The sequence below is a fragment of the Microbacterium sp. 22242 genome (assembly GCF_052045495.1).
GTDB lineage: Bacteria > Actinomycetota > Actinomycetes > Actinomycetales > Microbacteriaceae > Microbacterium.
In genome coordinates this window covers 1-24,935 of sequence record NZ_JBQEOZ010000009.1, presented here as the reverse complement: position 1 = coordinate 24,935, position 24,935 = coordinate 1, and the positions used below count along the sequence as shown (strand labels likewise).

At 72.4% G+C, this 24,935-nt stretch carries 23 protein-coding genes; 7 read left to right on the top strand and 16 right to left on the bottom strand.

Annotated features, from left to right (window positions below; genetic code table 11):
- Positions 1–100 precede the first annotated feature (100 nt).
- On the bottom strand, positions 101–1,132 hold the full coding sequence (locus tag ACTJJZ_RS11175; RefSeq protein WP_440721266.1) for a LacI family DNA-binding transcriptional regulator: 1,032 nt from the start codon (positions 1,130–1,132) through the stop codon (positions 101–103).
- A 116-nt stretch (positions 1,133–1,248) separates the two neighbouring features.
- Here ACTJJZ_RS11175 and ACTJJZ_RS11170 point away from each other — a divergent pair, with 116 nt between their 5' ends.
- Positions 1,249–1,731: a glutaminase gene (locus ACTJJZ_RS11170; protein ID WP_440721265.1), complete on the top strand. Its 483-nt coding sequence runs from the start codon at positions 1,249–1,251 to the stop codon at positions 1,729–1,731.
- Between the two features lie 59 nt (positions 1,732–1,790).
- Here the strand turns inward: ACTJJZ_RS11170 and ACTJJZ_RS11165 are convergent, their stop codons facing one another.
- Complete coding sequence (locus tag ACTJJZ_RS11165) at positions 1,791–2,537, bottom strand: glutamine amidotransferase-related protein (protein WP_440721264.1); 747 nt, start codon at positions 2,535–2,537, stop codon at positions 1,791–1,793.
- 164 nt (positions 2,538–2,701) lie between these two features.
- On the opposite strand from ACTJJZ_RS11165, the gene ACTJJZ_RS11160 reads away from it, so the two are divergent.
- On the top strand, positions 2,702–5,254 hold the full coding sequence (locus ACTJJZ_RS11160; protein ID WP_440721263.1) for an ATP-dependent Clp protease ATP-binding subunit: 2,553 nt from the start codon (positions 2,702–2,704) through the stop codon (positions 5,252–5,254).
- 154 nt (positions 5,255–5,408) lie between these two features.
- Here the strand turns inward: ACTJJZ_RS11160 and ACTJJZ_RS11155 are convergent, their stop codons facing one another.
- From ACTJJZ_RS11155 to ACTJJZ_RS11135, 5 genes are all read right to left on the bottom strand, one after another.
- Complete coding sequence (locus tag ACTJJZ_RS11155) at positions 5,409–6,191, bottom strand: LysR family substrate-binding domain-containing protein (protein ID WP_440721262.1); 783 nt, start codon at positions 6,189–6,191, stop codon at positions 5,409–5,411.
- Positions 6,192–6,276: 85 nt separating this feature from the next.
- The gene (locus tag ACTJJZ_RS11150) at positions 6,277–6,684 is read right to left on the bottom strand and encodes a transferase (protein WP_440721261.1); all 408 of its coding nucleotides are present in this window, start codon (positions 6,682–6,684) and stop codon (positions 6,277–6,279) included.
- Positions 6,685–6,874: 190 nt separating this feature from the next.
- Entirely contained in the window at positions 6,875–7,648 is a 774-nt protein-coding gene (locus tag ACTJJZ_RS11145; protein WP_440721260.1) for a DNA-formamidopyrimidine glycosylase family protein, read from the bottom strand.
- Complete coding sequence (locus ACTJJZ_RS11140; RefSeq protein ID WP_440721259.1) at positions 7,641–8,396, bottom strand: EI24 domain-containing protein; 756 nt, start codon at positions 8,394–8,396, stop codon at positions 7,641–7,643. The genes ACTJJZ_RS11145 and ACTJJZ_RS11140 overlap by 8 nt, the downstream gene beginning before the upstream one ends.
- Positions 8,397–8,486: 90 nt before the next feature.
- On the bottom strand, positions 8,487–13,286 hold the full coding sequence (locus ACTJJZ_RS11135) for an ATP-dependent helicase (protein WP_440721258.1): 4,800 nt from the start codon (positions 13,284–13,286) through the stop codon (positions 8,487–8,489).
- 142 nt (positions 13,287–13,428) lie between these two features.
- Here ACTJJZ_RS11135 and ACTJJZ_RS11130 point away from each other — a divergent pair, with 142 nt between their 5' ends.
- On the top strand, positions 13,429–13,839 hold the full coding sequence (locus tag ACTJJZ_RS11130) for a DUF6157 family protein (RefSeq protein WP_440721257.1): 411 nt from the start codon (positions 13,429–13,431) through the stop codon (positions 13,837–13,839).
- Between the two features lie 12 nt (positions 13,840–13,851).
- Here the strand turns inward: ACTJJZ_RS11130 and ACTJJZ_RS11125 are convergent, their stop codons facing one another.
- The 3 genes from ACTJJZ_RS11125 to ACTJJZ_RS11115 form a co-directional block, all read right to left on the bottom strand.
- On the bottom strand, positions 13,852–14,040 hold the full coding sequence (locus ACTJJZ_RS11125) for a PspC domain-containing protein (protein WP_440721256.1): 189 nt from the start codon (positions 14,038–14,040) through the stop codon (positions 13,852–13,854).
- 101 nt (positions 14,041–14,141) lie between these two features.
- Positions 14,142–14,783 carry an NADPH-dependent F420 reductase gene (locus ACTJJZ_RS11120; RefSeq protein WP_440721255.1) on the bottom strand — a complete coding sequence of 214 codons (642 nt, stop codon included), beginning with the start codon at positions 14,781–14,783 and terminating at the stop codon, positions 14,142–14,144.
- 66 nt (positions 14,784–14,849) lie between these two features.
- Positions 14,850–16,700, bottom strand: coding sequence for an ATP-binding cassette domain-containing protein (locus ACTJJZ_RS11115; protein ID WP_440721254.1), 1,851 nt, complete (start codon positions 16,698–16,700; stop codon positions 14,850–14,852).
- Positions 16,701–17,000: 300 nt separating this feature from the next.
- Here ACTJJZ_RS11115 and ACTJJZ_RS11110 point away from each other — a divergent pair, with 300 nt between their 5' ends.
- Positions 17,001–17,318 carry a hypothetical protein gene (locus tag ACTJJZ_RS11110; protein WP_440721253.1) on the top strand — a complete coding sequence of 106 codons (318 nt, stop codon included), beginning with the start codon at positions 17,001–17,003 and terminating at the stop codon, positions 17,316–17,318.
- On the opposite strand, the gene ACTJJZ_RS11105 is transcribed toward ACTJJZ_RS11110, so the two are convergent.
- The gene (locus ACTJJZ_RS11105) at positions 17,297–17,959 is read right to left on the bottom strand and encodes an alpha/beta hydrolase (protein ID WP_440721252.1); all 663 of its coding nucleotides are present in this window, start codon (positions 17,957–17,959) and stop codon (positions 17,297–17,299) included. The genes ACTJJZ_RS11110 and ACTJJZ_RS11105 overlap by 22 nt on opposite strands.
- Before the next feature lie 89 nt (positions 17,960–18,048).
- Between ACTJJZ_RS11105 and ACTJJZ_RS11100 the strand changes: the two genes are divergently transcribed.
- Positions 18,049–18,675: an NUDIX hydrolase family protein gene (locus ACTJJZ_RS11100; RefSeq protein WP_440721251.1), complete on the top strand. Its 627-nt coding sequence runs from the start codon at positions 18,049–18,051 to the stop codon at positions 18,673–18,675.
- A gap of 1 nt (position 18,676) precedes the next feature.
- Positions 18,677–19,630 carry a phosphotransferase gene (locus ACTJJZ_RS11095; RefSeq protein ID WP_440721250.1) on the top strand — a complete coding sequence of 318 codons (954 nt, stop codon included), beginning with the start codon at positions 18,677–18,679 and terminating at the stop codon, positions 19,628–19,630.
- A gap of 52 nt (positions 19,631–19,682) precedes the next feature.
- Here the strand turns inward: ACTJJZ_RS11095 and ACTJJZ_RS11090 are convergent, their stop codons facing one another.
- The 3 genes from ACTJJZ_RS11090 to ACTJJZ_RS11080 all read right to left on the bottom strand — a co-directional run bounded on the left by ACTJJZ_RS11090 (position 19,683) and on the right by ACTJJZ_RS11080 (position 23,097).
- Positions 19,683–20,750 (bottom strand): threonine aldolase family protein, encoded by a 1,068-nt coding sequence (locus ACTJJZ_RS11090; protein WP_440721249.1) that lies wholly within the window; start codon positions 20,748–20,750, stop codon positions 19,683–19,685.
- A gap of 40 nt (positions 20,751–20,790) precedes the next feature.
- A complete protein-coding gene (locus ACTJJZ_RS11085) occupies positions 20,791–21,483 on the bottom strand; it encodes an SDR family NAD(P)-dependent oxidoreductase (protein WP_440721248.1) in 693 nt (230 codons plus the stop codon).
- A 183-nt stretch (positions 21,484–21,666) separates the two neighbouring features.
- Complete coding sequence (locus ACTJJZ_RS11080; protein ID WP_440721247.1) at positions 21,667–23,097, bottom strand: DUF6421 family protein; 1,431 nt, start codon at positions 23,095–23,097, stop codon at positions 21,667–21,669.
- A 71-nt stretch (positions 23,098–23,168) separates the two neighbouring features.
- Between ACTJJZ_RS11080 and ACTJJZ_RS11075 the strand changes: the two genes are divergently transcribed.
- Positions 23,169–23,630: an Lrp/AsnC family transcriptional regulator gene (locus ACTJJZ_RS11075; protein WP_440721246.1), complete on the top strand. Its 462-nt coding sequence runs from the start codon at positions 23,169–23,171 to the stop codon at positions 23,628–23,630.
- Positions 23,631–23,780: 150 nt separating this feature from the next.
- Here the strand turns inward: ACTJJZ_RS11075 and ACTJJZ_RS11070 are convergent, their stop codons facing one another.
- The gene (locus ACTJJZ_RS11070; RefSeq protein WP_440721245.1) at positions 23,781–24,305 is read right to left on the bottom strand and encodes a GrpB family protein; all 525 of its coding nucleotides are present in this window, start codon (positions 24,303–24,305) and stop codon (positions 23,781–23,783) included.
- Entirely contained in the window at positions 24,302–24,679 is a 378-nt protein-coding gene (locus ACTJJZ_RS11065) for a hypothetical protein (protein WP_440721244.1), read from the bottom strand. Before ACTJJZ_RS11065 ends, ACTJJZ_RS11070 begins: the two co-directional genes overlap by 4 nt.
- Positions 24,680–24,935 lie beyond the last annotated feature (256 nt).

The window sequence follows — 24,935 nt, the reverse complement described above, 5'->3', positions numbered from 1 at the left end:
ATCGCTAACATCAAGAAGTACAGGAGAAAAACAGGTCGTGACTCAGAGATGAGGTATCGCGAACATGGCCGGTGCCGAACGGTCCGACCGCACGCGCGGATCAGCCGCGGGGTGCGGCGGTGGATCCGCGGATCACGAGTCGCGGCTCGATCGATGCGATCGACGGCGGTGCCGCCTCGGGGTGTGCGATGGCCTGCAGGAGGTGCTCGACGGCGATGCGGCCGATGTCCCCGAAGGGCTGGGCCACGGTGGTGAGCGCCGGGGAGCAGAACTCCGCGAGCGGGATGTCGTCGACGCCGACGATCGAGACGTCGCCGGGGATCGCCCTGCCGAGGGCGGCGAAGGCGCGGGCGAGGCCGAAGGCCATCTCGTCGCTCGCGACGAACACGGCCGTGACCTCGGGGATCCGCGCCAGGATCTGGCCGGCGCGATGGCCGGAGGCGGGTGACCAGTCGCCGACGATCTCGGGCGGGGCCTCGCGGCCCGCTTCGCCGAGGACCTCCCGCCAGCCCTGGGTGCGGCTGCTCGCATCGAGCCATTGCGGCGGGCCGGACACGTGCCAGACGGTCTCGTGTCCGAGCTCGAGCAGGTGCCGGGTCGCCAGGCGCCCGACCTCGACCTGGTCGATGGCGACGACCTGCGTCGACGACGTGCGCGACCCGTCGATCGTGATCGTCGGAACCGCCCGGGTGAGATCGTCGATCGCGGGCGTCGTCGAGATCAGCGGGACCGCGAGCACGATGCCCTCGACGCCCTGGTCCGCGAGGCGCGACATGGCGCGCTCGATCTCGCCGGCGTCGAGCGAGGACGTCGTCACGGTGTTCACGATGTAGCCGGATTCCGACGCGGTGGTCTCGATCCCGACCGTGACCGCGGTGCGCGAGTAGAACCCGGTGCGCAGGGTGACCACCCCGATCGCCCTGCTGCGGCCCGAGGAGAGCGCACGGGCGGCGTTGTTGCGGCGGTAGCCGAGCTGTTCCACGGCGGCCAGCACTTTCGCCCTGGTCTCGGGCTGCACGCTCGGCACGCCGTTCAGGGTGCGCGAGACCGTCTGCGCCGACACCCCGGCGAGGCGCGCCACATCGGCCATCCCCGGGAGGCGGCGGGGACCCGGCGCGGCTGAGGTCGTCATCTGGTCCGATCGTGGCTGGGTGCTCGGATGGCGCCCGAGCACCTCCGCATGATATCGATCACTCGGCCGTGTCGGGCTCGGTCCCACCGCGCGTCCGGCGGGCATAGCCTGGGATCGTGACCTCCGCCGATTCGTCCGCTGCGATCGAGGCTCTGCTGGATCGGGCGCGCACCGCGCTCGCCGGAGTGCCGCAGGAGGCGCTGGGCCGGGAGAAGACCTCCCGCTGGCGGGCGCCGCGGATCGTGCGGGCGGGATCCGCGTGGCACGTCGGCGTGCTGCTCATCTCGGCGGACGCCGTGTACGCCACCGGCGAGGTCCTCCGGGCCGCCGAGCCGGTGCGCCGCGGGTACGCCGCGGAGTCCGCCAGGGCCAGGGCGGAGCGCCGCGCCGAGGCGTCGCGCGGCGGCTTCGCGAACGGCGAGACGGTGCACGTGGGGTGGACGGCGATCGACCTGGACGCGGTCGGGGCCGGCGGCTCCTCCGGGCCTCTCGCGCTCGTGGACGGCGTCCCCTCCGTGCGCTGGTCGGCCGCGGGCGGCTACCTGCCGCTGGACGCATATCTGCGCGAGCGGATCGCGCTGCTGCACGGCGAGGGCTGAGCTGGTCGGAGGCCGGGGGCTGTGCCCCGGGACCCGCGCGGCGAGCGGTGGCCGTCCGCTCAACGACCCCCGGCCGAGTGCCGGGCGAGGGCCCGCTCGCCGAAACGGTGCAGGATCCGCGCGGGCTCGGACACCACCGACGCCAGGATCGCCTCCTGCACGGTGTGGAACGCCTCCGGATCGAAGTAGCCGGTGGTGCGGTAGAAGACCATCCGGTCGGCGAAATCGCGCGGCGACGGCTCGGGATGGAACTGCGTCGCGTACAGGTCGGCCCCGGCGCGGTACGCCTGCACGGGGCAGGCTTCGTTGCCGGCCAGCAGCACCGCTCCCGGCGGCACCGCGACGGATCCCTCCTTGTGCGCGGTGAAGGCCTGGAAGACCGGCCCCGCGGGGCCGAACAGGGGATCGTCCGCCCCCTCGGCGGTCGTGCGGATCTCCGCGGCGGCGGCCTCCTCGGGGTGGTCGGTCGTCACCGCGCCGCCGAGAAGGCGGGTGACCACGCCGATCCCGAAGCAGGTGAAGAACGCCGTGGTGCCGCCGTCGAGGGCCCGCGCGGCGATGCGCTCGAGGTCGGCCTCGACGCGCTGCTGCGTCTCGGACTTGCGCACGTCGGTGACGTTGTACGGCGAGCCGCCGATCACGAACCCCGCGTAGCGCTCGAAGGCGTCCTCGGGCAGGCGCGTCGTGGTGAGGTCGACACGGTCGAGACGATCGTCGTCGACGCCGAGGGCGATGCGGAAGGACGCGCGCTCCGCTGTCGCCGCGTCCAGCTCAGGCCGCACGCCGAGGTAGAGAAGCGAGGCCATCCCTGGATTCTAGGGGAGCGCTGCGGCCGCGCCTGCCCTGCGTTTCCGTGTAAGACACGGCCGCTCCACCGCGGAACGACGGCTGTCACCGCACGCGACGGAATATCTCGGAAGCGCTCGCGTTAAACTTGATAGCATCACGCTCAAGTTTGAGAGGAAGCGATATGCCCAACGACTTCACCGACGCGGGGTCCGGCTCGTTCGACGAGTTCCTGGCCCGCTACCTCGCAGGTGAGCAGGCCCGGCAGACGCGGTCGATCGACCTCAGCCGGTTCCTCACCGTGCGCACCCAGCGGGTCCTGCAGCGCGCAGGCCGCTTCGCGCTCGAGCGCGGTCAGACCGAGCTCGACGCGCTGCACGTGCTGCGCGTCATCGTCGAGGACGACGCCGTCGTCCAGGCGATCCGGAACATCGGCGTGACCGCCCGGTCGATCATCGAGGCGGTCGAGGCGCGCCTGCCCGCCCCCGGCGTCCCGGCCTCCGTGGACGCCGCCACCATCACCCCGAGCGCGAGCCGGACGCTGTTCCACGCGTACCAGGTGGCGCGCTCCTCGGGCGCGACCTACATCGAGCCCGAGCACGTGTTCTTCGCGCTGGTCCTTGGCCAGGACGCGCCGGCGGGTCAGATCCTGGCGCACGCCGGCGTCACCGCCGAGGCTCTCACGCAGAGCCTGCGCGAGCCCGTGCCCGCCGGCGCCGAGCCCGAGCGCGACGAGACGCAGGCCTCGTCGGAGACGCCCATGCTCGACCAGTACGGCCTCGACCTCACCGCGCGTGCTCGTGCCGGGGAGCTCGACCCCGTGATCGGACGTGCCGCCGAGATCGAGCAGACCATCGAGATCCTGAGCCGGCGCACCAAGAACAACCCGGTGCTGATCGGCGAGGCCGGCGTCGGCAAGACCGCGATCGTCGAGGGGCTCGCCCGCGCGATCGTGGACGGCACGGTGCCCGCGCAGCTGCGGGATCGCCGGGTGGTGTCGCTCGACCTGCCCGCGATGCTCTCGGGCGCCCGGTACCGCGGCGACTTCGAGGAGCGCCTCACGAAGACGATGGACGAGATCGCCGCGCACAAGGGCGAGGTCATCGTGTTCATCGACGAGGTGCACACCGTGGTCGGCGCTGGCGGCTCGGGGGAGGCCGGCGGCATGGACGCCGGCAACATCCTGAAGCCGCGGCTGGCGCGCGGCGACCTGCACATGGTCGGCGCGACCACGCTCTCCGAGTACCGCCGGATCGAGAAGGATCCTGCGCTCGAGCGCCGCTTCCAGCCGGTGAAGGTCGCCGAGCCGTCGATCGAGGACGCCGTGCGCATCCTCGAAGGGCTCAAGCCCGCCTACGAGCAGCACCACTCCGTGACCTACACGGACGAGGCCGTCCGCGCCGCCGTCGAACTGGGAGCGCGCTATCTCCCCGATCGTGTGCTGCCGGACAAGGCGATCGACCTGATCGACCAGGCGGGCGCGCGGCTGCGGCTGCGGCTCGGCGTCGTGGACGATGTCGAGAAGCTGTTCGCGCAGCTGGCCGACCTCGAGGCGCGCAAGAACGCGGCCGTCGGTGCCGAGCACTACGAGGAGGCTTCGCGGATCCGCGACCAGATCGCCGACGTGCAGCGCCGGATCGACGAGACCGGCGCTTCCGGCCCTCAGCCGGGAGCCGCGGACGCCGTGGTCGACGAGGGGGAGATCGCCGCCGTCATCTCGCGCGCCACCGGGATCCCGGTCAGCCGCCTGACCGAGAGCGAGCGCGAGCGACTGTCGGACCTGGAATCCGACCTGCACGCCCGCGTGATCGGCCAGGACGACGCGGTCGCCGCGGTCGCGCGTGCCGTGCGTCGCAGCCGCACAGGCATGGGCGACGCCCGCCGCCCGGTGGGATCCTTCCTGTTCCTCGGGCCGACCGGCGTCGGCAAGACCGAGCTGGCGAAGGCGCTCGCCGAGCGCCTGTTCGACGACGAAACCGCCGTGATCCGCTTCGACATGAGCGAGTACGGCGAGCGGCACACCGTGTCGCGGCTCGTCGGCGCCCCTCCGGGCTACGTCGGCTACGACGAGGCGGGCCAGCTCACCGAGCGGGTGCGGCGCAACCCGTACTCGATCGTGCTGTTCGACGAGATCGAGAAGGCGCACCCCGACGTGTTCAACCTGCTGCTGCAGGTGCTCGACGACGGCCGCCTGACCGACGGTCAGGGCCGCACGGTCGACTTCCGCAACACGGTGATCGTGATGACCTCGAACATCGGATCGGAGTTCCTCGCCTCGCGCTCGGGAGCGCTCGGTTTCGTGGCCTCGCAGGACGCCTCGGCGAACGGCTTCGCGTCCCAGGAGGACCTGCGGGCTCGCGTCATGGGCAAGCTGCGCGAGGCGATGCGGCCGGAGTTCCTGAACCGCATCGACGAGATCGTGCTGTTCTCCAAGCTCAGCCGCGACGAGCTCGGCCGCATCGTGTGTCTGCTGCTGCAGGCCACGTCCCGGCGCCTGGCCGGACGCGAGGTCACGCTCGACGTGACCGACGCCGCCGTCGCCTGGCTCGGCGAGCACGGCTACGAGCCGGAGTACGGCGCGCGTCCGCTGCGCCGGCTGATCCAGCGCGAGGTCGACGACCGCATCGCCGATCTGTTCGTCTCGGGGCGGCTGCGGGACGGCGGACACGTGCGTGTCGACGCGATCGGGGATACGCTGCGCGTCACCGCGGATGCCGAGGCGTCGCGGGCGGCCTGAGCGTCGTCTCGCCGCACCCGCCGGTACTGAACTCAGTCGATCCTGCAGCATCGTCGTCGTTCACGGCTTCGGAGCACCGGATCGACTGAGTTCGGCACGGCCCACGGCGCACGGCGCACGGCGCGGACGCGATCGCCGCGCCTCTGCGCTGCCGTCAGCGGGACGAGTTGGCGGTGCGCCCCCGCACGATCCCGACGAACGCCTCGATGTCGGGTGTGGTGGCGTCCGCGGGCCACGCGAGCAGGACCGGTGAGACGGGAGCATCGCGGAGGATCCGGTACTCCACGTCCTTGCGGTGGTGCAGCCGGGCGAGCGACATCGGCGCGACGACGATGCCGACGCCGGTCGCCACGGTGGCGATCGCGTCCGCGATCGTGTCGAGAGGGGGGATCCGCGACGGCGCGGTGGGCAGGGCGAGATCGCCCAGCACGTCCTCCGCTGAGGTCAGCAGCGTCTCGCCCTCCAGGTCGGACGGGGTGAGCTCGTCCGCGGCGAGCAGGTGTGACTCCGTCGACACGATCACGACGGGGCGCTCCTCGTAGAGCGGGATCGTGTGCATGCCCTCGCCGTCGAACGGCGCGCGCACCAGGGCGAGGTCGGCCCTCTCCTCGGTGAGCGCGGAGCGCTGCGCGGCGAAGGAGATCGGCACGAGTGCGAGGGCCACGTGCGGCATCCGATCCTGCCAGGCGTCGATCCATCGGCCGGGGGTGGTGCCGGGCACCGTGCCGAGGCGCAGCGTGCGGGGCGCTTCGGCCACCCCGGCCGGAGCGTCGAAGACGACCTTCTCCGCCTTCTTGGCCGGGCGCGCGGCGTTCTTTCCGCCGCCCTTGCCGCCCTTGCCGGCCGCCCCGGAGCGACCGCTCGCGGTGCTGCGGGCGCCGCCCTTGGCGGAGCGGACCGCGGGCTTGCGTCCGCCGGATGCGCCTCGCCTGCTCATGCCCTCAGCGTACAGACCGAGGGCGCGCACCCGGTTCAGGGATGCGCGCCCTCGGGGCGGAGCGTCGTCCTCCGCGGTCCGCGGATCAGGCCGCGAGCCAGAGGCCCTTGCGATCGGTGTCCACGGCCATCCCGGCCGCGACCGTCTCGTCATCGCCGATGCGGGCGCCGCGTGCGATCCGCGCGCCGGATCCGACCTCGGCGCGCACCCCGACGCTCGCGCCGTCGCCCACCACGGCGCCCTGGCCGATGTGGGCGTGGGCCTCGATCCGGGCGTTCACACCCACGATCGCGTCGGGCTCGATCCACGCACCGCGCGCGACCCGCGCCCCGGCCCCGACCTTCGCGCCCGGCTCGACGTAGGCGCCCGCTTCCACGACCGCCTGCGGGTGCACCTTGGCACCATGGGCGATGAGCCCGCGACCGTTGGCGTGCTTGCGATAGCGCAGCGTGCCGCCGTGGCCGTCCTCGATGTCGACGTAGTTCTTGCCCACGAAAACCTCCCGTGCCCGGGACTTTTCCCGGATACATCTGCAACCGCGAAGAGGACGGATCTATTCCCGTGCACGCACTTCGCGCGTGTCGCGGGTTCGCACCCGATCCCGCTCCGGGCCGGTCTGAAACGGGCCGGCTGAAACGGTGCGGCTGAGACGGGGCGGGCGGGTCAGGCTCCTGGCGCGCGCGTCAGCGCTGGCAGCGCGGGCACCAGAAGGTCTGGCGCTGCGCCGTGGGATCCGCCCCGATCTCGCCGGTCAGGATGTGCGCTCCGCAGCGCCGGCAGGCCCGGTGCGCGCGGCCGTACACCCAGGTGGTGCGGCCGCGCAGCGCGACGCCCGTGAACGTGCGGTCCGGCCGGTCCCGGTTCGCGCGGATGGTGCGCGCGCCGAGGGCCAGCAGCGGTTCGACGTCCACGAAACGGGCGGGCGTGGTGGGCAGCACGCCGCGCAGGAACAGCAGCTCCGCGGCGTACTCGTTGCCGAACCCGGCGACGTTCGTCTGGTCGAGCAGCGCCACGTGGATCGCGCGAGGATCCGCGGACACGCGGCGGGTCGCCTCGGCGAGGTCCCAGTCGTCGCCGAGCGGATCCGGCCCGAGGTGACCGACGAGCAGCGACTCCTCCGTGGTCGGCGCGAGCGCGAGCATCGACACGTCGAAGCCGACCGCCACCACCCGCTCGGTCGCGATGACGGCGCGACTCTGGAAGCCCGGCACCCGCCAGCGCTCCCCGGGAACGTACACGTGCCAGGCTCCGTCCATGCGCAGGTGCGAGCGGAACGTCCAGTCCCCGATCCGCATCAGGATGTGCTTGCCGCGCGGCAGTACCTCGTGCACCACCGATCCGGTGAGGTCGGCGGTCGCGAGCCCGGGCACCCTGAGGTCGAACCGGACGACCGTGCCGCCGCGCAGCGCCCGGTCGAGCCGATGCGCGACCTGGTAGACGGTGTCGCCCTCAGGCATCGGACCGCAGCCGATCGGCGGCGGCGGACTCGAGCGCCCGCGCGAGGAGGGCGGATCCGGCGACCGCGGCGGGCATGGTGACGAGCGCGCCCAGCGGAACCATGAAGCAGAGCTGGGTGGCGACCCCGAAACCGAGCACGCGTGCCCTGTCGGCCGAGAGCAGCCGTGAGCGCGAGGCCGTATCGAGACCCCGGGCGTCGAAGGCCCGCCCGGCGAGCTCCCGGGCGAGCACGCGGCCCGACAGCACGACGCCGGTCACGGTCGCAAGCAGTCCGCCGACACCCGGAATGAGACCGATGAGCAGGGTGAGCAGGGCGATCAGCACGCCGAGGCCCACCAGGCGCGCGCCCTCGCCGACCGTCGTCCAGAACCCGGTCTCGCCGGTCGGCTCCGGTCCGCCCAGGGATCGCTCGACGCCGCGCCAGATGCGCTGATAGAACGGGTCGCCGATCGTGAGGGCGAAGGCGGTGAAGACCAGCCCGGACAGGATCACCGCAGTGAGGAAGAGCGCGATGCCGAGCACGATCCGCAGGGCGTCGCGCCAGCCGGCGGCCCACTCCGCGGCGAACGGCGTCAGCCAGGACACGATCCCGCCCATCGAGAACCCGAGCGGCACCAGCAGCGCGGCGAGCACGACGAACGCGATCGCGGCCGGGATCAGGCCCAGGGCCATCAGGCGCGGATGCGTCCGCCACAGGCCGAATCCGCGCGCGAGCGTGCCCACGCCGGCCGCGAACCCTCGGATCATGCCCCCAGCGTACGGGCCGGAAAGCGCGGGGCCGGTGCGGCCGCGCGAGCCGTCCGATCTGGCGGCCGTCGCCGGATCCGGCGGCATCGCTCACACCGCCTTGCGCAGCGTGTAGCCGCGCGGGGTCGCGACGAACCCGGCCTCCTGCAGCAGCCGGCCGAGCGCGGGGCCCCGCCCGCGCCCGTCCGGCCCGCGCTCGTACATTCCCTCGCCGTTCACCTTCTCGACGGTGAGCGTCTCGAGTCGCCGCGCTCGTGCGGTCGCGGCGAGGTCTGCGGTCGCGGCGCGCAGGTCGTCCTCGTCGTCCGTGAAGGAGAGGACCGTGCGGCCGCCGCGTTCCAGATAGAGCACGGGGGATCCGTCGACCAGGACGACGAGCGCGCCCGCCTTCCGGCCCGGCCGATGCGAGACGTCGTCGAGACGGGGCCAGCCGAGAGCCGCGCCGTACGGGTTCGCGGGATCGGTGGCGGCGAGCGTGCGCGCCGCGCGCGGCGGCGGATCCGTGAGACCCCCGAAGGTGCGCAGCCGGTCGATCGTCGCCGAGGCGGCGAACTGCGCGGCGCCGAGCTTCTCGATCACGTAGCCGCGACGGCAGTGCCCGGCCTCCTCGAAGCCGGCGAGCACGCGATAGGCCTGCGCGAAGCCGCCCGGCAGCCCCTCGGACTGCACCGAGCCGCGGGTGACCACGCCGTACCTGTCCAGCAGGAGCCCGGCCGAGACGGTCGCCCGGCGAGCCGGATCCGTCTCCGCCGTGGGCAGGAGCGACCATCTCCCGCCGACCGACAGCGGGCGCGGCGCGGAGGCCGGGCGCGCGAGCGACATGCCGCGGAACGTGCGCGTGCGGGGCGGGCGGCGGGTGACCTTGTGCGCCTGGTTGCCGCCGCTCAGGAGCGACCGGATGGGGGCGAACGTGTCGTTCGTGACGTGACCGCTCCAGGCGAGGTTCCACAGCGCTTCTACGACCGAGACCTCGTTCTCCGCGCCGATCGCCTCCCGCAGCTGCGCCGCGAAGTAGGCGCCGCCCGATCCGAGCGCCGCGAGGAGCTGCGCTTCGAGGGATCCCTCCTCGGGACGCTCGTCAGCGAACGGCACGGTGAACGGGGCGAGGTCGGCGGGGTGCAAGGACACCCACCCGTCGCGTCCGGGGAGCGCGCCGTGCCCGGCCCAGACGACCTCGCCGGCGCTGGTGAGCTCGTCGAGCATCCCGGGGGAGTAGTCGCGCACGCGCTGCGGCAGCACGAGCGACTCCCACGCGCTCGCGGGGATCGGCACGCCGGCCAGCTGCTCGATCACCGCGGCGACGCCGTCGATGCCCTCGAGCGGGCGGGCCAGGTGCTGCCATTCCGGCAGGAACCGGGCGAACGCCGTGGGCGGGACCGGCTCGACGCTGCCGCGGATCGCCGCGAGGGACCGCATCCGCAGCCGGCGCAGCACCTCGGTGTCGCACCACTCGGTCTCGTCGCCGGTCCCCGCCGCCCGGGAAGGACCGGCCTCGGGCAGGAAGTATCCGCTCGTGACCCGCCCGTCCGACTCGAGCCGCTGCAACGTCTGCCGCACGATCGCCGGGCCGAGTCCGAACCGGGCGGCGACCGCGGACCCGAGGAACGGGCCGTGCGTGCGCGCATGCCGGGCGACGAGGTCGCCGAGCGGATCCGCGACCGGCTCGAGGAAGGCGACCGGGATCCCCACCGGGAGCGGCACGCCGAGTGCGTCGCGCAGGCGCCCCGCGTCCTCGATCGCGGCGACCCGGCGCACCCCGCCGATCGTCACCTCGATCGCCCGGCGGGCGTCGACGAGGGCGGCCAGATGGGCGGCCGCGTCGGCCTCGGGCGCCGACGCCCCGGACGCGTCCGAGGCGGATCCGGCCCCGTCGAGAGCCTCCGGGACCGGTTCCAGCCGCGCCGCCGCCTCGGCCGCGTCCAGCGGGCCGAGGATCCGCAGCAGATCAGCGACGCCTTCGACCCCGCGCGCCCGCCGGGAGGGATCCAGCCGCTGCGCCTCGCGCTCGAACTGCGCGATCACGTCCGGGTCCAGCAGCTCCCGCAGCTCGACCGTGCCGAGCAGCTCGCCCAGCAGGGCGGGATCCACGGACAGCGCCGCGGCCCGGCGCTCGGCGAGGGGCGAGTCGCCCTCGTACATGAACGCGCCCACGTAGCCGAACAGCAGATCCCGCGCGAACGGGGACGGCTGCGGCGTCTGCACCTCGACGAGCCTGATGCGCCGCTCCGCGATCCCGGTGGCGAGCCGCCGGAGGGACGGCAGGTCGTACACGTCCTGCAGCACCTCGCGCAGGGTCTCCAGGATGATCGGGAACGTCGGATGCTTGCGGGCGACCTCGAGCAGCTGCGCCGAGCGCTGCCGCTGCTGCCACAGCGGGGTGCGCCGATTCGGGTTCATCCGCGGCATGAGCAGGGCGCGGGCCGCGCACTCGCGGAACCGCGAGGCGAACAGGGCGGATCCGCCGACCTCGTCGGTGACGATCCGCTCCAGCTCGTCCGGGTCGAAGACGAACAGCTCCGCCCCCGGCGGCTCCGCGTCGGCGTCCGGCACGCGCACGATGATGCCGTCGTCGCTCGCGACCGCGGATCCCTCCACCCCCAGCCGCTCGCGGATCCGCGCGTTCACGGCGAGCGCCCACGGGGCGTGCACGGTCTGCCCGTACGGGGAGTGCAGGATCACCCGCCAGTCGCCGATCTCGTCGCGGCCCCGCTCGACGGTGAGCGAGCGGTCGGTCGGCAGGGTGCCGGTGGACTCCTTCTGCTCGTTCAGATGGGCGAGCAGGTTGGCCTGCGCGCGCTCGTCCAGGCCGGCGGCGGTCAGCCGCTCACGGGCCTTCTCCGGCGTCGCGCCGTGCACCTCGCGATTGAAGACGCCGAGCGCCTCGCCGAGCTCGAACGGCCGACCCAGGCCGTCGCCGTGCCAGAACGGCACCTTGCCCGGCTGGCCGTAGGCGGGGAGCACGTTGACCCGGTCGTGTGTGATCTCCGCGATCCGCCAGCTCGTGGTGCCCAGCGTGAACACGTCGCCGACCCGCGACTCGTAGACCATCTCCTCGTCGAGCTCGCCGACCCTGGCGCCGGTCGTCTCGCCGGCGACGAACACGCCGAACAGGCCGCGATCCGGGATCGTCCCACCGCTCGTGACCGCGATCCGCTGCGCGCCGGGGCGCCCGGTGAGGGTGCCGGCGTCGCGGTCCCAGACCAGCCGTGGTCGCAGTTCCGCGAACTCGTCGGAGGGGAACCGTCCGGCCAGCAGGTCGAGCGTCGCCTCGTACGCCGAACGGGGCAGCGCGGCGAAGGGCGCACTGCGCCGCACGGTGTCGAACCACTGCTCCACGTCGAGCGGATCCAGGGCGCACGCCGCGACGGTCTGCTGGGCGAGGATGTCGAGCGGGTTCCGCGGCACGCTGATCGCCTCGATCTGCCCCGCGAGCATGCGCTCGGTGACGATCGCGGTGTGCAGCACGTCGCCGCGGTGCTTGGGGAACAGCGAGGCCCGGCTGATCTCGCCGACCTGGTGCCCGGCGCGGCCCACGCGCTGCAGCCCGGAGGCGGCCGACGGCGGCGCCTCGACCTGGATCACGAGGTCGACCGCGCCCATGTCGATGCCGAGCTCGAGGCTGCTCGTCGCGACGACGCAGCGCAGCACGCCCGACTTCAGCTCCTCCTCGACGATCGCGCGCTGCTCCTTCGAGACCGAGCCGTGGTGCGCCTTCGCGAGCACCGGATCAGCCCCGGCGGTCGAACCGGCCTGGGCCATCATCGCGGCCGGCACCATGGCAGCCGGGAGGTCCAGCCCGATCCGCTCGCTGTAGATCTCGTTCAGCCGCCCGGTGAGCCGCTCGGCGAGACGCCGGGAGTTGGCGAACACGATTGTGGAGCGATTCGCGAGGATCCGGTCGACGATCGCCTCCTCGACGTGCGGCCACACGGATCCGGTCATCTCCGTGTCGGTCCCTGAGCCCGTCGAAGGGCCGAACGCGTCGGCTCCTCCGGCCGGCTGGTCGACGCGATCCGCCCCGGCCGGCCGCGGCGTGTCCGCCGTGCCCGGCGGAGGGGGAGGGTTGAGCATGTCCTCGATCGGCACGACCACCTGCAGATCGAACGTCTTGGATGCGCGCGGCGCCACGATCTCCACCGGCTGCGCGCCGCCGAGGAACCGCGCCACCTCGTCGATCGGCCGCACGGTGGCGGAGAGCCCGATCCGCTGCACGGGCCGGAAACCGGCGGCGTCGGGGGCGGACGCGCGGCGCAGCTGGTCCAGCCGCTCCAGGCTCACGGCGAGGTGCGCGCCGCGCTTGGTCGCCGCCACCGCGTGCACCTCGTCGATGATCACCGTGTGCACGTCGCGCAGGGTCTCGCCGGCCCGGCTGGTGAGCATGAGGTAGAGCGACTCGGGCGTGGTGATGAGGATGTCCGGGGGATCCGCGACGAGCTTGCGCCGGTCGGAGGAGGTGGTGTCCCCCGAGCGCACGCCCACGGTCACCGCGGGGGCGGAGACGCCGAGCCGTCGCGCGGACTGGCCGATGCCGATCAGCGGGGACCGCAGGTTGCGCTCCACGTCCACGCCCAGGGCCTTGAGTGGCGAGATGTACAGGATCCGGGTGCGGCCGGAGCCCTCGGCGGCCTTCTTTCCCCGCGCCTTGCCGGTGGGCGCCGCGAACAGCGCCTCGGGTTCCGCCGCCTCCGCGGTGCGCTCGCGGAAGACCCGGTCGATCGCCCACAGGAACGCCGACAGGGTCTTGCCGGATCCGGTCGGCGCGACCACGAGCGCGTGCTTCCCGCTCGAGATCGCCTCCCACGCCCCGGCCTGTGCCGGCGTGGGCGCGGCGAACGCCCCGCGGAACCAGTCCTGGGTCGCGGGAGTGAAGCGGTCGAGCACGTCGCTCATCCGTCCATCTTCGCCGCTGCCACCGACATCGGGCGCGGATCCGCCCTGGGCGCAACGGCCTGCGCGTCGGCGCGTCCCCGTGCACAGGGATCCTGTCGCGGATCTCCAAGCCCGCGTCGGCGCCCGGTGCGAGCATGGGGGCATGGCCGAGCACACGACGAACTACACGAGCACGTTCATCGAGGTGGCCGAGGACTGTCCGGCCGATCACGCGCAGGAGCCGCCCGCGGGCGAGACGCCCACGATCGCGGAGCTGCATTACCGGATGATCGCGGATCACCCGTTCCAGCACACCTCCGACGACGTTATCTTCGCGACCTGGGCGCTGCGCCGGGGCATCGACCCCTCCGACGCGGCGGCGCGCACGGCGTTCTTCGCGAAGGGGCAGGCCTGCCTGCGCGCCTCGCCGCTCGGCAAGCGCTACGGCTGGGGCGTGCTCAGCGACGCGGACGGTCGCGTGACCCTGGTGCCGCGGGAGTCCGAGGAGTACGCACTGCTCGCCGCGGACCCCGCACTCGGGCACACCAGGGCGATGCGCGCGAAGCGCTCCTGACCGCAGCGATGCCTAGCGGCGCTTCTCCGCTGGGATGAGGATCCACAGCACGAGGTAGACCCACAGCGGCAGGCCGGCGAACACCATCAGGATGACGGCGAGCAGGCGCACGAGGAAGACCGACCAGCCGAAGCGGTGGGCGAGACCGGCGCAGACGCCGGCGATGACACGGCCCTTGCGGGGGCGGACGAGGTCGCTCATGGCCTCATCCTGCCCCCGCCTCCTGGGGGGCGCCTGGATCCGGATGCGGCGCGGCCGGGCATGCCTCGCGTATGCCGGGCGCGCCGTACCGCGCTTCGAAGTCAGGGCAGGCGGTTCGCGGCGGCGAGGTTGGCGCGCAGCTCCTCCGCATTCTGCCGCGTGACGTAGGCAGGGCGGTCGCGCTCGAGACGCCACGACTCGCTCAGCGGGCCGGCGCTCACGGTGTCGAACCCGAGCCGGTCGTACAGATCGGTCACGAATGCCACGGCGTCCTCGGCATCGCTCGCCGTGCCGAGCGCGCGTCGATCGGGCGTGCCGGCCGGAGACCCCGTCGTCAGGATCTCATCGGCCCTGATGTGGTTGAACGCCTTCACGACCTTCGAGGTGGGCAGGTGCTCCTGCAGCAGCTGCGACGTGGTGGTCTCGCCGCGGTCGAGGGCCTCGATGTGGCCGTCCCGCTCGAAGTAGTAGTTGTTCGTGTCGAGCACGATCTTCCCGGCGAGCGGAGCGACGGGAACGTCCGTCACGGCCTTCAGCGGAACCGTGACCACCGCGACGTCGGCGGCCTCGGCGGCTCCGGTCGCGGTGGACGCCGTCACGCGCGGCCCGAGTCGCCCCACGAGCGCGTCGAGCGTCTCCGGACCCCGTGAGTTCGCGATCACGACGTCGTAGCCGAGACCCGCGAGGGCCTCCGCGACGGCGCTGCCGATGTGTCCTGCTCCGATGATTCCGATTGTCGTCATGACGTGCGCAACAGCGGGGTGCCACGAGCGCATTCCCGATGCGTCGGAGAACTCCGCCGCCTGCGGTCAGGTGTCGAGCGTCACCTCCGTGAGCAGGCCCTCCGCGTCGAGCTCGAGCGTCAGGTCGAGATCGAGCCGCCGCAGGAACGCGTCGTCGTGGCTGACGACGAGCACCGCGCCGCGGTATGCGCGCAGCGCCTGCACGACCTGATCCACGGTGTCCAGGTCGAGGTTGTTCGTCGGCTCGTCGAGGACGACCAGGTGCGGCGCGGGGTCCGCGAGAAGGAGCGCCGCCAGCGCGACCCGGAACCGCTCCCCGCCGGACAGCGCGCCGACGGGCCGGTCCATCGCCGCCCCGCGGATGAGGAACCGGGCGAGCCGGTTGCGCAGCTCCTTCTCGGGGATCTCCGGGGCTCGCGCGGCGATGTTCTGCACCACGGTCGCGGTCTCGTCGAGGCCGTCGATCCGCTGCGGCAGGTATCCGATGCGGTCGGTGTGCGCGACACCACGGAGGGGTTTCGGCACTGCAGACCTCGACCGATGCTCCGCGGCGACCGCTTCTCCCGCATCGGACTCGGCGACGTGTTCCGAACTCAGTCGATCCGAGGGTGCAGCCGCGGTAACGCCGCCGAAAGCCCCCGAATCGACTGAGTTTCGCACGCCGGGGGAGGACCACTCCGATGCCGACCCGGTCGTTTCGGGCCAGACGGCCGGCCCTGCGCCGTCCGAGTCGGAGCCGGAGCCGGGGCCGGAGCCAGGGCCGGAGCCGGGCCCCGCGACGAGCCGTCGCAGCAGCGTCGTCTTGCCGACGCCGTTGCGCCCGATCAGCGCCACGCGCTCCGGACCCTGGATTGTCCAGGACCGCTCGGCGTCGCCGATGGTGGCGATGCGGCGGCTGCGCGAGACGCCGGGATCCGGCAGCTCGATCTTCATCGTGGCGTCGTCGCGCACCCGCCGTCCGGCCGCATCGAGGGCGGCGAGGGCGCTGCCCTCCTTCTCGGCGACCTCGGTGCGGAGCTTGCCCGCCGAGACCTGCGCGGCCATCTTCCGCCCGTTCATGACGATCTTCGGCTCGCGCTTCTCCTCGTACGCCTTCTTCGCCATCTGCGAGCGGGTCGCGAGCTTCAGCTCGGCCTCGATCCGCTGGCGCTTCTCCTTCTTGAAGGCCTGCTTGGCGTCCTTCTCGGCCTGCCTCGCGGCGTCCTGCTCGGCGTCGAGCCACGCGCGCCATTCGGAGTACGGTCCGCCGAACACGCTGAGCTCGCTCCCGTACAGCTCGGCGGTGTCGTCCATGAGCTCGAGCAGCGACACGTCGTGGCTGACGACCACGAGCGTGCCGCGCCAGGTGCGCACCATCTCGGCCAGGCGCGCCCTGGCCCCGCGGTCGAGGTTGTTGGTCGGCTCGTCCAGCAGCGTGATCGGCGCCCGGCGCGCGCGGATCCCGGCGATCGCGACCAGGACGGCCTCGCCTCCGGAGAGCTCGCCGACGGTGCGGTCGAGGAACGACGGATCCAGGCCCGCCTCGGCCAGCGCGGCCTCGGATCGCGCCTCGACGTCCCAGTCGTCGCCGACCTCGTCGAAGCGGGCCGCGTCGACGTCGCCGGCAGCGATGGCGCGCACGGCGTCGAGCGCCGTCGCCACGCCGAGCAGCTCGGCCACGCGGGCGTGCGTGTCGAGCGTGAGACGCTGCGGGAGGTAGGCCACGTCGCCGGTCGCGGTGATGCGGCCGGAGGTGGGGTCGAGCTCGCCGGCCACGAGGCGCAGCAGCGTCGATTTGCCGGATCCGTTGCGTCCGACCAGGCCCGTGCGGCCCGTGCCGAAGGCTCCCGACACGGCCTCGAGCGCGGTGGATCCGTCGGCCCAGCGGAAGGTGACGCGGTCGAGCACGACCGCGGAGGTGGGGGCGGGTGATGACATGGGGCGACTCCCGGAAAGTGTTCGGGGTGCGCTGAAGCCGGGTCCGGTCGGACCGTCACGAGAAGGACGGTCCAGGGAACCGGAGATGCCTGTGCCGAAGCAGCGTGGGCAGGAAGGAGTGTCGGATCAGCGCGTGGATGGAACGCGGAGGCGACGACTCAGATCAAGGGACTTCCTTACACGGCGGACAGGACGCAGAAGACGATACCGGGAGGACGGCGGCTCGTGCAACCCGGGCGTGTCGCGCGGCGCGGAGGTCCGTCGGATGCCGGAGCGCAGGGGGAGATCTACCCTGGAGGAATGAGCGAGCAGCGGCCGGCATCCGGCGAGACGATGCGGCGGATGGGACTCGGCGCGGGGCTTGCGATCGGGATGGGCGTCGGGGTCGCGCTCGGCGTCGCGTTGGGCAACGCGGGCGCAGGCGTCGCGATCGGCCTGGGGATCGGCGCCGCGGTCATGGTGCTGTTCACGAGGGCCGGCGCGCGCATGGAGCGCGAGGAGCATCGCCGCCGCGCAGAGGCCGAGGGTCGTGGTGGACCGCAGAGCGGACCCGATCCCGAGGCCCCGAGGCCGGACGCGGCAAGCGGGGGCCCCGATCAGCCCTCGCCCGGCGCCTGAACCCCGTCTCGCCAGCGCTCCAGGAACCGGTGCACGTCGGCCAGCTCGTCTTCCGACACGCTGTGCGTGAGGCCCTGGTACACCCGGCCGGACAGGTCCGTGTGCTCGGGAAGCCACTGCGCGGTGTGCACGACCAGGGCGGGAGGGATGACGTCGTCGTTCGTGCCGCGTCCCCAGAACACCGGGATCCCGCGGTCGCGCAGCGCCTCGTCGTCGGGCAGCTCCCCGGGGGCGGCGTAGCCGCTGAGGTTCACCACGGCAGCGATCCGGTCGGGATCCTGACGCAGGGCCTGGATCGCGACGGACGCCCCCTGGGAGAAGCCGAGCAGGGCGATCGACGGGGCGTCCGCGGCCTCTGCGTCGAGCCAGCGCAGTACCGCGCCGGCCGCCGCGGTCACCGAGCCGGGATCGCGGCGTTCGAGCTCCTCGATCGGATACCAGGACCGGCCGGGCATGGGCCAGGGCGCGGTGAGCGGCGCCGGGAGCGCGGCCACTGCGACATCGTCCGGCAGGAACGGGACCAGTGCGAACAGATCGCGCTCGTCGGATCCGTAGCCGTGCAGCAGCACCAGCAGCGGCAGCTGCTCGCCCTGCCGGGCCCAGCGCACCGCGCTGCGGTCGATGTCCACGGTCTCCGCCATGCGTCCATCCTGCCCCAGACGCGGACGGGCTCGGCGCGAGGGGCCGGCGGCTTCGGACGGATCCGCGGCATCGCTGGTAGAAATGGACCATGGCGGTACGCACACCCGACCCCGATCCGTCCGACGACGACGGCCTCCCCGACGCGCTGTCCGCTGGGCTGGGCGGCGGCTTCGGCGGGCTCGGGGCCTCGGGGGGAGCGAACCCGGGCTGGCTGACCGACTTCGAGCTCGCGCAGGCGCGCCGGCGGCTGCCGATGCTCTACGTCGAGGCGGTGCCCGTGCGCACGGACGGGTCGGGTCAGGTCACCGACATCGGGATCCTGCTGCGGGCGACGCCGCTCGGCGAGATGACCCGGACGATCGTGTCCGGCCGGGTGCGCTACGGCGAGACCGTGCGGGACGCGCTGTTCCGCCACCTCGAGAACGACCTCGGGCCGATGGCGTTCCCGATGCTGCCGCCCTCGCCGTCGCCGTTCACGGTCGCCGAGTACTTCCCGATCCCGGGCGTCAGCGCCTATCACGACGACCGCCAGCACGCCGTCTCGCTCGCGTACGTGGTGCCGGTGACGGGCACCTGCGAGCCCCGGCAGGACGCGCTCGAGGTCACCTGGTTCAGTCCGGAGGAGGCGGCCAGCGACGCGCTCGCCGCCGAGATGGAGGGCGGCAGGGGCACGCTGATCCGTCAGGCGCTCGCGCACCTGGGTCTGCTGCGCTGACGTGCCGCCGACGCACGATCCGGATCCGCCCGGCTGGACGCCGGAGGTCTGGCGGACGCCGGAGTTCCTCGCGGAGCTCGAGGAGTGGGTGTCCCGCTCGGTCGGCGAGGTGCGCTCGCTCCAGCGCGTGAAGGACCGTCCGTGGGCGGCCGTGTGGCGCGTGGAGGCGGAGGCGGGGACGCACTTCGTCAAGCAGAACTGCCCCGGTCAGCAGCAGGAGGCACGACTGGTCCGGCTCCTGGCGCGGATCGATCCCGAGCGGATCGTGCCGCCGGTCGCGGCGGATCCGGAACGGGACCTGCTGCTCACCGCCGATCAGGGCCCGGTGCTGCGGGAGCACCCGCGCCGGTCGGAACTGCAGGGCGCGCTCCTGCGCGAGGCGATGCTGCTGGCGCGGGCGACCGTCCCGTACGTCGACGCGCTGGGGCTGACCGTCCTGGATCCGGCAGGGATCGCGGGGTTCGCCGAGAACGCGCGGGCCGGCTGGCGGATCCCCGACGGGCTCCGGGCGCAGGCGGACCGCGCGGTGGCGGCGGCCGAGCGGGCCGGAGACGAGGTCGCCGCGCTCGGCCTGCCGCTCGCGCTGCAGCACAACGACCTCCACGACGCGAACGTGTTCGTCTCGGAGGGCCGGATCCGCTTCTTCGACTTCGGCGACGCCGTCGTCTCCTCGCCGCTCGCCGCACTCCGCTTCCCCACCGAGTCGGCCGCGGCGGCCTTGGGCACCTCGATCGACGACCCGCGGGTCCGCCGCCCGCTGGACGAGGCGCTCGAGGTCTGGAGCGATCTGGCCCCGCTCCCGCAGCTGCACGCCGCCCTGCCCGCCGTGTGGCGGCTGGCCGCGCTCGCCCGTGCCGAGTCGTGGCATCGCATCCTGGCGTCGATGCCGTCGCGATACGTCGACGAGCAGTTCCGCGAGGCCGACGCCGAATGGCTGGCCGAAGCGGCCGCCTGATCGGCCCGCCGCGCCGAGGCCATGGGCCGGGGGAGCGCTCCGAACCGGATGCCTACCGGGTCGTCTCCTGCGCGACGAGGGCCACGAGCGCGTCGATGTCGGCCTCGGTCGTGTCGAAGCTGCACATCAGGCGCACCTCGTTGCGCGCGGCGTCCCAGTCGTAGAACCGGAACGTCTCGCGCAGCCGGTCCGCCACGCCCGCGGGCAGCGTCGCGAACACGCCGTTCGACTGCGTGGGCTGGGTGAAGCCGACGCCGTGGATCGAACCGTCCGCGACGCCCGCCTCGAGCGCGGTGCGCAGGCGCTGCGCCATGGCGTTCGAGTGCCGGGCGTTGCGCAGCCAGAGGTCGCCCTCGAGCAGCGCGATGAGCTGCGCCGACACGAACCGCATCTTCGAGGAGAGCTGCATGTTGAACTTGCGCGAGAAGGTCAGCCCGTCGGCCGCACCCGGGGTGAGCACGACGATCGCCTCCCCGAGCATCGCGCCGTTCTTGGTGCCGCCGAAGCTCAGCACGTCGACGCCGGCGTCGCGGGTGAACGCGCGCAGCGGCAGGTCGAGTGCGGCCGCGGCGTTGGAGATCCGGGCGCCGTCGAGGTGCAGCTTCATGCCGCGCTCGTGCGCGTGATCGGCGAGGGCGCGGATCTCCTCGGCGGTGTACAGCGTGCCGACCTCGGTCGACTGGGTGATCGAGACCACCAGGGGCTGCGCGCGGTGCTCGTCGCCCCAGCCCCAGGCCTCGCGGTCCACGAGCTCGGGGGTGAGCTTGCCGTCCTCGGTCGGGACGGAGAGGATCTTGAAGCCGCCGATGCGCTCGGGCGCCCCGCCCTCGTCGACGTTGATGTGCGCGGTCGAGGCCGCGATCACCGCGCCCCAGCGGGGCAGCATGGCCTGCAGCCCGGTGACGTTCGCGCCGGTGCCGTTGAAGACCGGGAACGCCTCGACGCCCTCGCCGAAGTGCTGGCGGAACACCTGCTGCAGCCGCTCGGTGTAGGCGTCCTCGCCGTACGCGATCTGGTGGCCGTCGTTGGCCGCCGCGATCGCCGCGAGCACCTCGGGGTGGATGCCGGAATAGTTGTCGGATGCGAAGCCGCGCAGGGCGGTATCGTGCAGAACGCTCACTGGAAGATCCTATCGGCGGTTCAGTATGCGGCCTGAGGGCTCAGGCCAGGTCGATGATGCGGTCGTTCAGGTCCGCCGCGTCGGCGTCCCACAGCCCGACGAGCCGGGTCGCCACCTGGTCGATCGCGTCGTCCAGGCCGCGCACGCGCAGCACGACCGCGGCGGCACGAAGGGGTTCGTCGGCGTCGCGGGCGGCCTTGGCGAAGCCCTGGGCGACCGCACGCGTCCACGCTTCGCTCGCGGCCTTGACCGCGGCGTAGTTCGCGCCGCCCGCGAGCGGTCTGGCCACCGCGGTCGACGAGATGATCGCGAACCGCCCCGCCGCCGAGGCGCGCAGGTCGGCGTCGAACGCACGGCTGGTCACCCGGACGGTCGTGAAGGCCCGCTCGAGTGCGCCATAGTCCTCCTCGGTCTGCCCCGCGAGACCTCCGCCGCCGCGCCAACCGCCGACCAGGGGGACCAGTCCGTCGACGTGCTCGCCGTCGTCCGCGAGGCGGGCGGCGAGCGCCGCGACCTCGGTCTCGTTCGTGAGCGAGCAGCGCTCGATGCGGAGGGATCCGGGTCCTTCCGCGTCCGTGGCCGGCTGCACGGCGGCGGCGAGGGCGTCGAGCTTGCCCCGATCCCGCCCGACCGCGATCACCCGCGCGCCGGCGGCGATCAGGGCCCGGGCGATCGTGAGCCCGGCCGGGCTCGTGGCCCCGGCGAGGAGGACGGTGCGTCCGGCGACGGTCATGACGTTGGCCTTTCGGAATGCGGGGCGGAGCGGGCGTTCGGGGCGGACCAGGGCGTGCGCGGCACGATCCGTGAGACATCATTTCCTGCATGAGACACCACGTCAGACGTGGTGTCTCATGCAGGATCTGGTTTCTCGCGGTTGCCGGAGTCTCCGCAGGTGCGTCAGGCGTCGGTGCCGGGTCTACAGATCGGTGCCGCGGATCCCCACGGTCGACTCGATGACCGGCTTCATCTTCTTGTCGAGCGTCTCGAAGAACATCGACAGCGGGAACTCGTCGTCCAGCATCGCGTCGGTGTAGCCCTTGGGGGCGCCGGCGAGGATCTCGTCGCTCAGGCCGCGGGCCCACTGCGACGCCGGGTGCGGGGTGAGCGTGCCGCGGACGAGCTCGTACGCGGCGAGCCAGTGCGCGATCTTCGGACGGTCGATCGAGTGCCAGTACAGGTCGTCGATCGCGTCGCCCAGGGCCACGACGGCGTCCGGCACGTTCGCCCAGTCGAACGCGAGCGCGGTGTCGGTCCAGTGCAGCACGCCGCGCTGGTGCAGCCAGGCGAACAGCAGCTGGCCGCCGACCGCGTCGTAGTTGCGCGTGCGGTTGCCGGTGATCGCGAAGCGGAAGATGCGGTCGAAGATCACCGCGTACTGCACGAGGTGCGCGTAGTCGTGCATCTCCTGCTCGGTCGCGGTGAGGTGCTCGCCGGCCGCGATGCGGGCGTCGAGCGCGCGCTCGATCTTGACCGACTCGCGGAACGCGGTCATGTCGCAGCGCATCTCCTCGAGGGAGTACAGGAAGAACGGCATGCGCTGCTTGATCATGAACGGGTCGAACGGCAGGTCGCCGCGCATATGCGTGCGGTCGTGGATGATGTCCCACATCACGAACGTCTTCTCGGCGAGCTGCTGGTCGTCGAGCATCGCGGCCGCGCGCTCGGGCAGGTCGAGGTTGGTGATCTCGGACGCGGCGCGCACGACACGACGGTAGCGGGCGGCCTCGCGGTCCTGGAAGATCGCGCCCCAGGTGAAGGACGGGATCTCACGCATCGCGACGGTCTCCGGGAAGAGCACAGCCGAGTTGGTGTCGTAGCCGGGGGTGAAGTCAACCAGGCGCAGCGAGACGAACAGCTTGTTGCCGTAGTCGCCGGCCTCGAGGTCGGCGATGAACTCCGGCCAGATGGTCTCGACGATGAGCGCCTCGACGAGGCGGTCGCTCGAGCCGTTCTGGGTGTACATCGGGAACACGACGAGGTGGCGGATGCCGTCGACGCGGTGCTGCTGCGGCTGGAACGCCATGAGCGAGTCGAGGAAGTCGGGTACGCCGAAGCCCTCGTCGACCCAGCGCTCGAAGTCCTTGATGGACGCGGCGAGGTACTCCGCGTCGTGCGGGAACGCGGGGGAGAGAGCGCGGATCCCGGCGATGATCGCGGCGACGTGCGCGCGTGCGGTCTCGTGGTCCTCGGCGTTCGGGACGGATCCGTCCTTGATCTGCAGCGGGCGGAGCGCGATCGCGGCGTCCTTCAGGATCCGCCAGGCAGCGCTCTGCTCGACGACGGTGGCGTCCTCGACGACCTCGGGTTCGCCGATGAGAGCGTTGGTGTGCGTGGTGGTGAGGGACATCGGGACCTCCGATCGGAGAAAAGCAGGAAATATTCCGGCAGAATCAGGTTGACTCAGATATTATTCCATCTATGGACGATCCTGTCGACCTCGCGATCCTCACCGCCCTCTCCCGGGACGGCCGGGCCACGCTCTCCCAGCTCTCCGAGGCCGTGGGACTCTCGGTGTCGGCGGTGCAGTCGCGGCTGCGCAGGCTGGAGTCGCGCGGGGTGATCTCGGGATACCGGCCGGTCATCGACCCGGAATCGGTCGGCAGGCCGCTGGCCGCGTTCATCGAGATCACCCCGCTCGACCCTGCCCAGCCCGACAACGCGCCGGAGCTGCTGGAGCACCTCGACGCGATCGAAGCCTGCCACTCGATCGCGGGGGACGCGAGCTACATGCTGTTCGTGCGGGTGCCGTCGCCCCGCCACCTCGAGCAGCTGGTCCGCGACGTCCGTCTGGCGGCGAACGTGAGCACGCGAACCACCGTCGTCCTGCAGACGTTCTACGAGCACCGTCCGATCGTTCCGGCCGATTCTCCCGCGCTGTGACGCGGCGTCCGTCCCTCCGCGGGTGTCCCTCCGCGGTCGACGGGCCGGCCTCGAGGCCTGTGAGCGACGGTGTCCTGCGGGAGTCGAGACGGGACAGGAGACGGGTCCGTCGCACGACGCGATTCGCGAAAGTGAGTCGGTCTTCAGGGGCTACTTGTCCCAGGGGTCCGTCGGCGGCAGGCTCCGGAGTGCCCGTTCGTCGTTGACCAGTTCCGTGATCAGCGCTCGCTTGGCTGCGGTGTAGCTCTTCCCGTCCGTGTGATCGACGAGTGATTCCTTGAGCGCCTGGTAGCGGGAGCGGGCCGTCGCGTCTCGCAGCAGCCGATCGCGGAAGAGTCTCTGGTTGCAGTGCGTCCACTGCTCGGTGGTGAACACGTGCAGGATGTGGGTCCGCCGCTCGCCGGAGCTGCGGACGTAGACCGCGTGGCTCTTCGGGCCGTCGGTGTGCGGGCGATAGCCGGAGTCTGCGAGTGGCGGTCCCAGAGCGAACGGATCGGTGGCGGAGGCGGCGCGCGCGGCCAGGTCGATGATCGGCTTCGCCAACAGTGCGGGGATCGCCGTGCTGCCGATGTGCTCCACCGCATCGATCCGCCCCGCGAGCAGGGCCCGGAGCATCGACGCCTCGCGGCGGAAGGCGTGCGCCCATTCGGGGTGATGCGGCTGCAGATCGATCATCGGCGCTCCATCATCGGCGCAAGACTCCTGTCCGAATTCGTTCCGTCAACGGCTTCCGTCAACGGCTTCCGTCGATGGGCAGGACCTGTGAATGAGACCGGCTTGCCGGCGGCGCGGGCGTACGCGATCTCGCCTCGGGTCGACTCGCCGATGTACCCGCCGGGATTGACGACCAGGACGCGGTCGGCCATGTCGATCTTCCGCAGGTGCAATTCGTCCAGGAGTGCCTTCTGCTCGGCCGAAACCGCCTCTCCCGCTTCTGCCGGTGCGAGGACGATGATGCCGGCGAACGTCAGCTCGCTCTGTGCTGCACGCATCTCGTGCAGAAATCGGATAGACCCGCAGATGCAGACAACCTCAGGCCGGTCGGGCATGGGCTCAGTCTTTCATCGAACGGCGAGCGTCCGGGCTCCTGCGATGAGCGGACGGTGCTTCGTCCTCACCGTGAGCGGATCCTCGAGACCATCGTTGCCGTCCGCACGCGGTGAGAGCGTCAGAGCGCGCGTGACCCACTGGATCGTGGCGGCGTCAGAACGGCGGGAGTTCGCGATCGGGTGGCGGATCGGCGTCTGAATCGTCGATGGTGAAGGTGACGGGTGCGGGTGGTTTGTCGATGTAGGTGGATCCGGT

What these genes read in the sequence shown, in the direction of transcription:
- ACTJJZ_RS11175 (WP_440721266.1), bottom strand. Translation starts at nt 1,132, where the DNA reads ATGACGACCTCAGCCGCGCCGGGTCCCCGCCGCCTCCCGGGGATGGCC.
- ACTJJZ_RS11165 (WP_440721264.1), bottom strand. Translation starts at nt 2,537, where the DNA reads ATGGCCTCGCTTCTCTACCTCGGCGTGCGGCCTGAGCTGGACGCGGCG.
- ACTJJZ_RS11160 (WP_440721263.1), top strand. Translation starts at nt 2,702, where the DNA reads ATGCCCAACGACTTCACCGACGCGGGGTCCGGCTCGTTCGACGAGTTC.
- ACTJJZ_RS11155 (WP_440721262.1), bottom strand. Translation starts at nt 6,191, where the DNA reads ATGAGCAGGCGAGGCGCATCCGGCGGACGCAAGCCCGCGGTCCGCTCC.
- ACTJJZ_RS11145 (WP_440721260.1), bottom strand. Translation starts at nt 7,648, where the DNA reads ATGCCTGAGGGCGACACCGTCTACCAGGTCGCGCATCGGCTCGACCGG.
- ACTJJZ_RS11140 (WP_440721259.1), bottom strand. Translation starts at nt 8,396, where the DNA reads ATGATCCGAGGGTTCGCGGCCGGCGTGGGCACGCTCGCGCGCGGATTC.
- ACTJJZ_RS11135 (WP_440721258.1), bottom strand. Translation starts at nt 13,286, where the DNA reads ATGAGCGACGTGCTCGACCGCTTCACTCCCGCGACCCAGGACTGGTTC.
- ACTJJZ_RS11130 (WP_440721257.1), top strand. Translation starts at nt 13,429, where the DNA reads ATGGCCGAGCACACGACGAACTACACGAGCACGTTCATCGAGGTGGCC.
- ACTJJZ_RS11125 (WP_440721256.1), bottom strand. Translation starts at nt 14,040, where the DNA reads ATGAGCGACCTCGTCCGCCCCCGCAAGGGCCGTGTCATCGCCGGCGTC.
- ACTJJZ_RS11120 (WP_440721255.1), bottom strand. Translation starts at nt 14,783, where the DNA reads ATGACGACAATCGGAATCATCGGAGCAGGACACATCGGCAGCGCCGTC.
- ACTJJZ_RS11115 (WP_440721254.1), bottom strand. Translation starts at nt 16,700, where the DNA reads ATGTCATCACCCGCCCCCACCTCCGCGGTCGTGCTCGACCGCGTCACC.
- ACTJJZ_RS11110 (WP_440721253.1), top strand. Translation starts at nt 17,001, where the DNA reads ATGAGCGAGCAGCGGCCGGCATCCGGCGAGACGATGCGGCGGATGGGA.
- ACTJJZ_RS11105 (WP_440721252.1), bottom strand. Translation starts at nt 17,959, where the DNA reads ATGGCGGAGACCGTGGACATCGACCGCAGCGCGGTGCGCTGGGCCCGG.
- ACTJJZ_RS11100 (WP_440721251.1), top strand. Translation starts at nt 18,049, where the DNA reads ATGGCGGTACGCACACCCGACCCCGATCCGTCCGACGACGACGGCCTC.
- ACTJJZ_RS11085 (WP_440721248.1), bottom strand. Translation starts at nt 21,483, where the DNA reads ATGACCGTCGCCGGACGCACCGTCCTCCTCGCCGGGGCCACGAGCCCG.
- ACTJJZ_RS11080 (WP_440721247.1), bottom strand. Translation starts at nt 23,097, where the DNA reads ATGTCCCTCACCACCACGCACACCAACGCTCTCATCGGCGAACCCGAG.
- ACTJJZ_RS11075 (WP_440721246.1), top strand. Translation starts at nt 23,169, where the DNA reads ATGGACGATCCTGTCGACCTCGCGATCCTCACCGCCCTCTCCCGGGAC.
- ACTJJZ_RS11070 (WP_440721245.1), bottom strand. Translation starts at nt 24,305, where the DNA reads ATGATCGATCTGCAGCCGCATCACCCCGAATGGGCGCACGCCTTCCGC.
- ACTJJZ_RS11065 (WP_440721244.1), bottom strand. Translation starts at nt 24,679, where the DNA reads ATGCCCGACCGGCCTGAGGTTGTCTGCATCTGCGGGTCTATCCGATTT.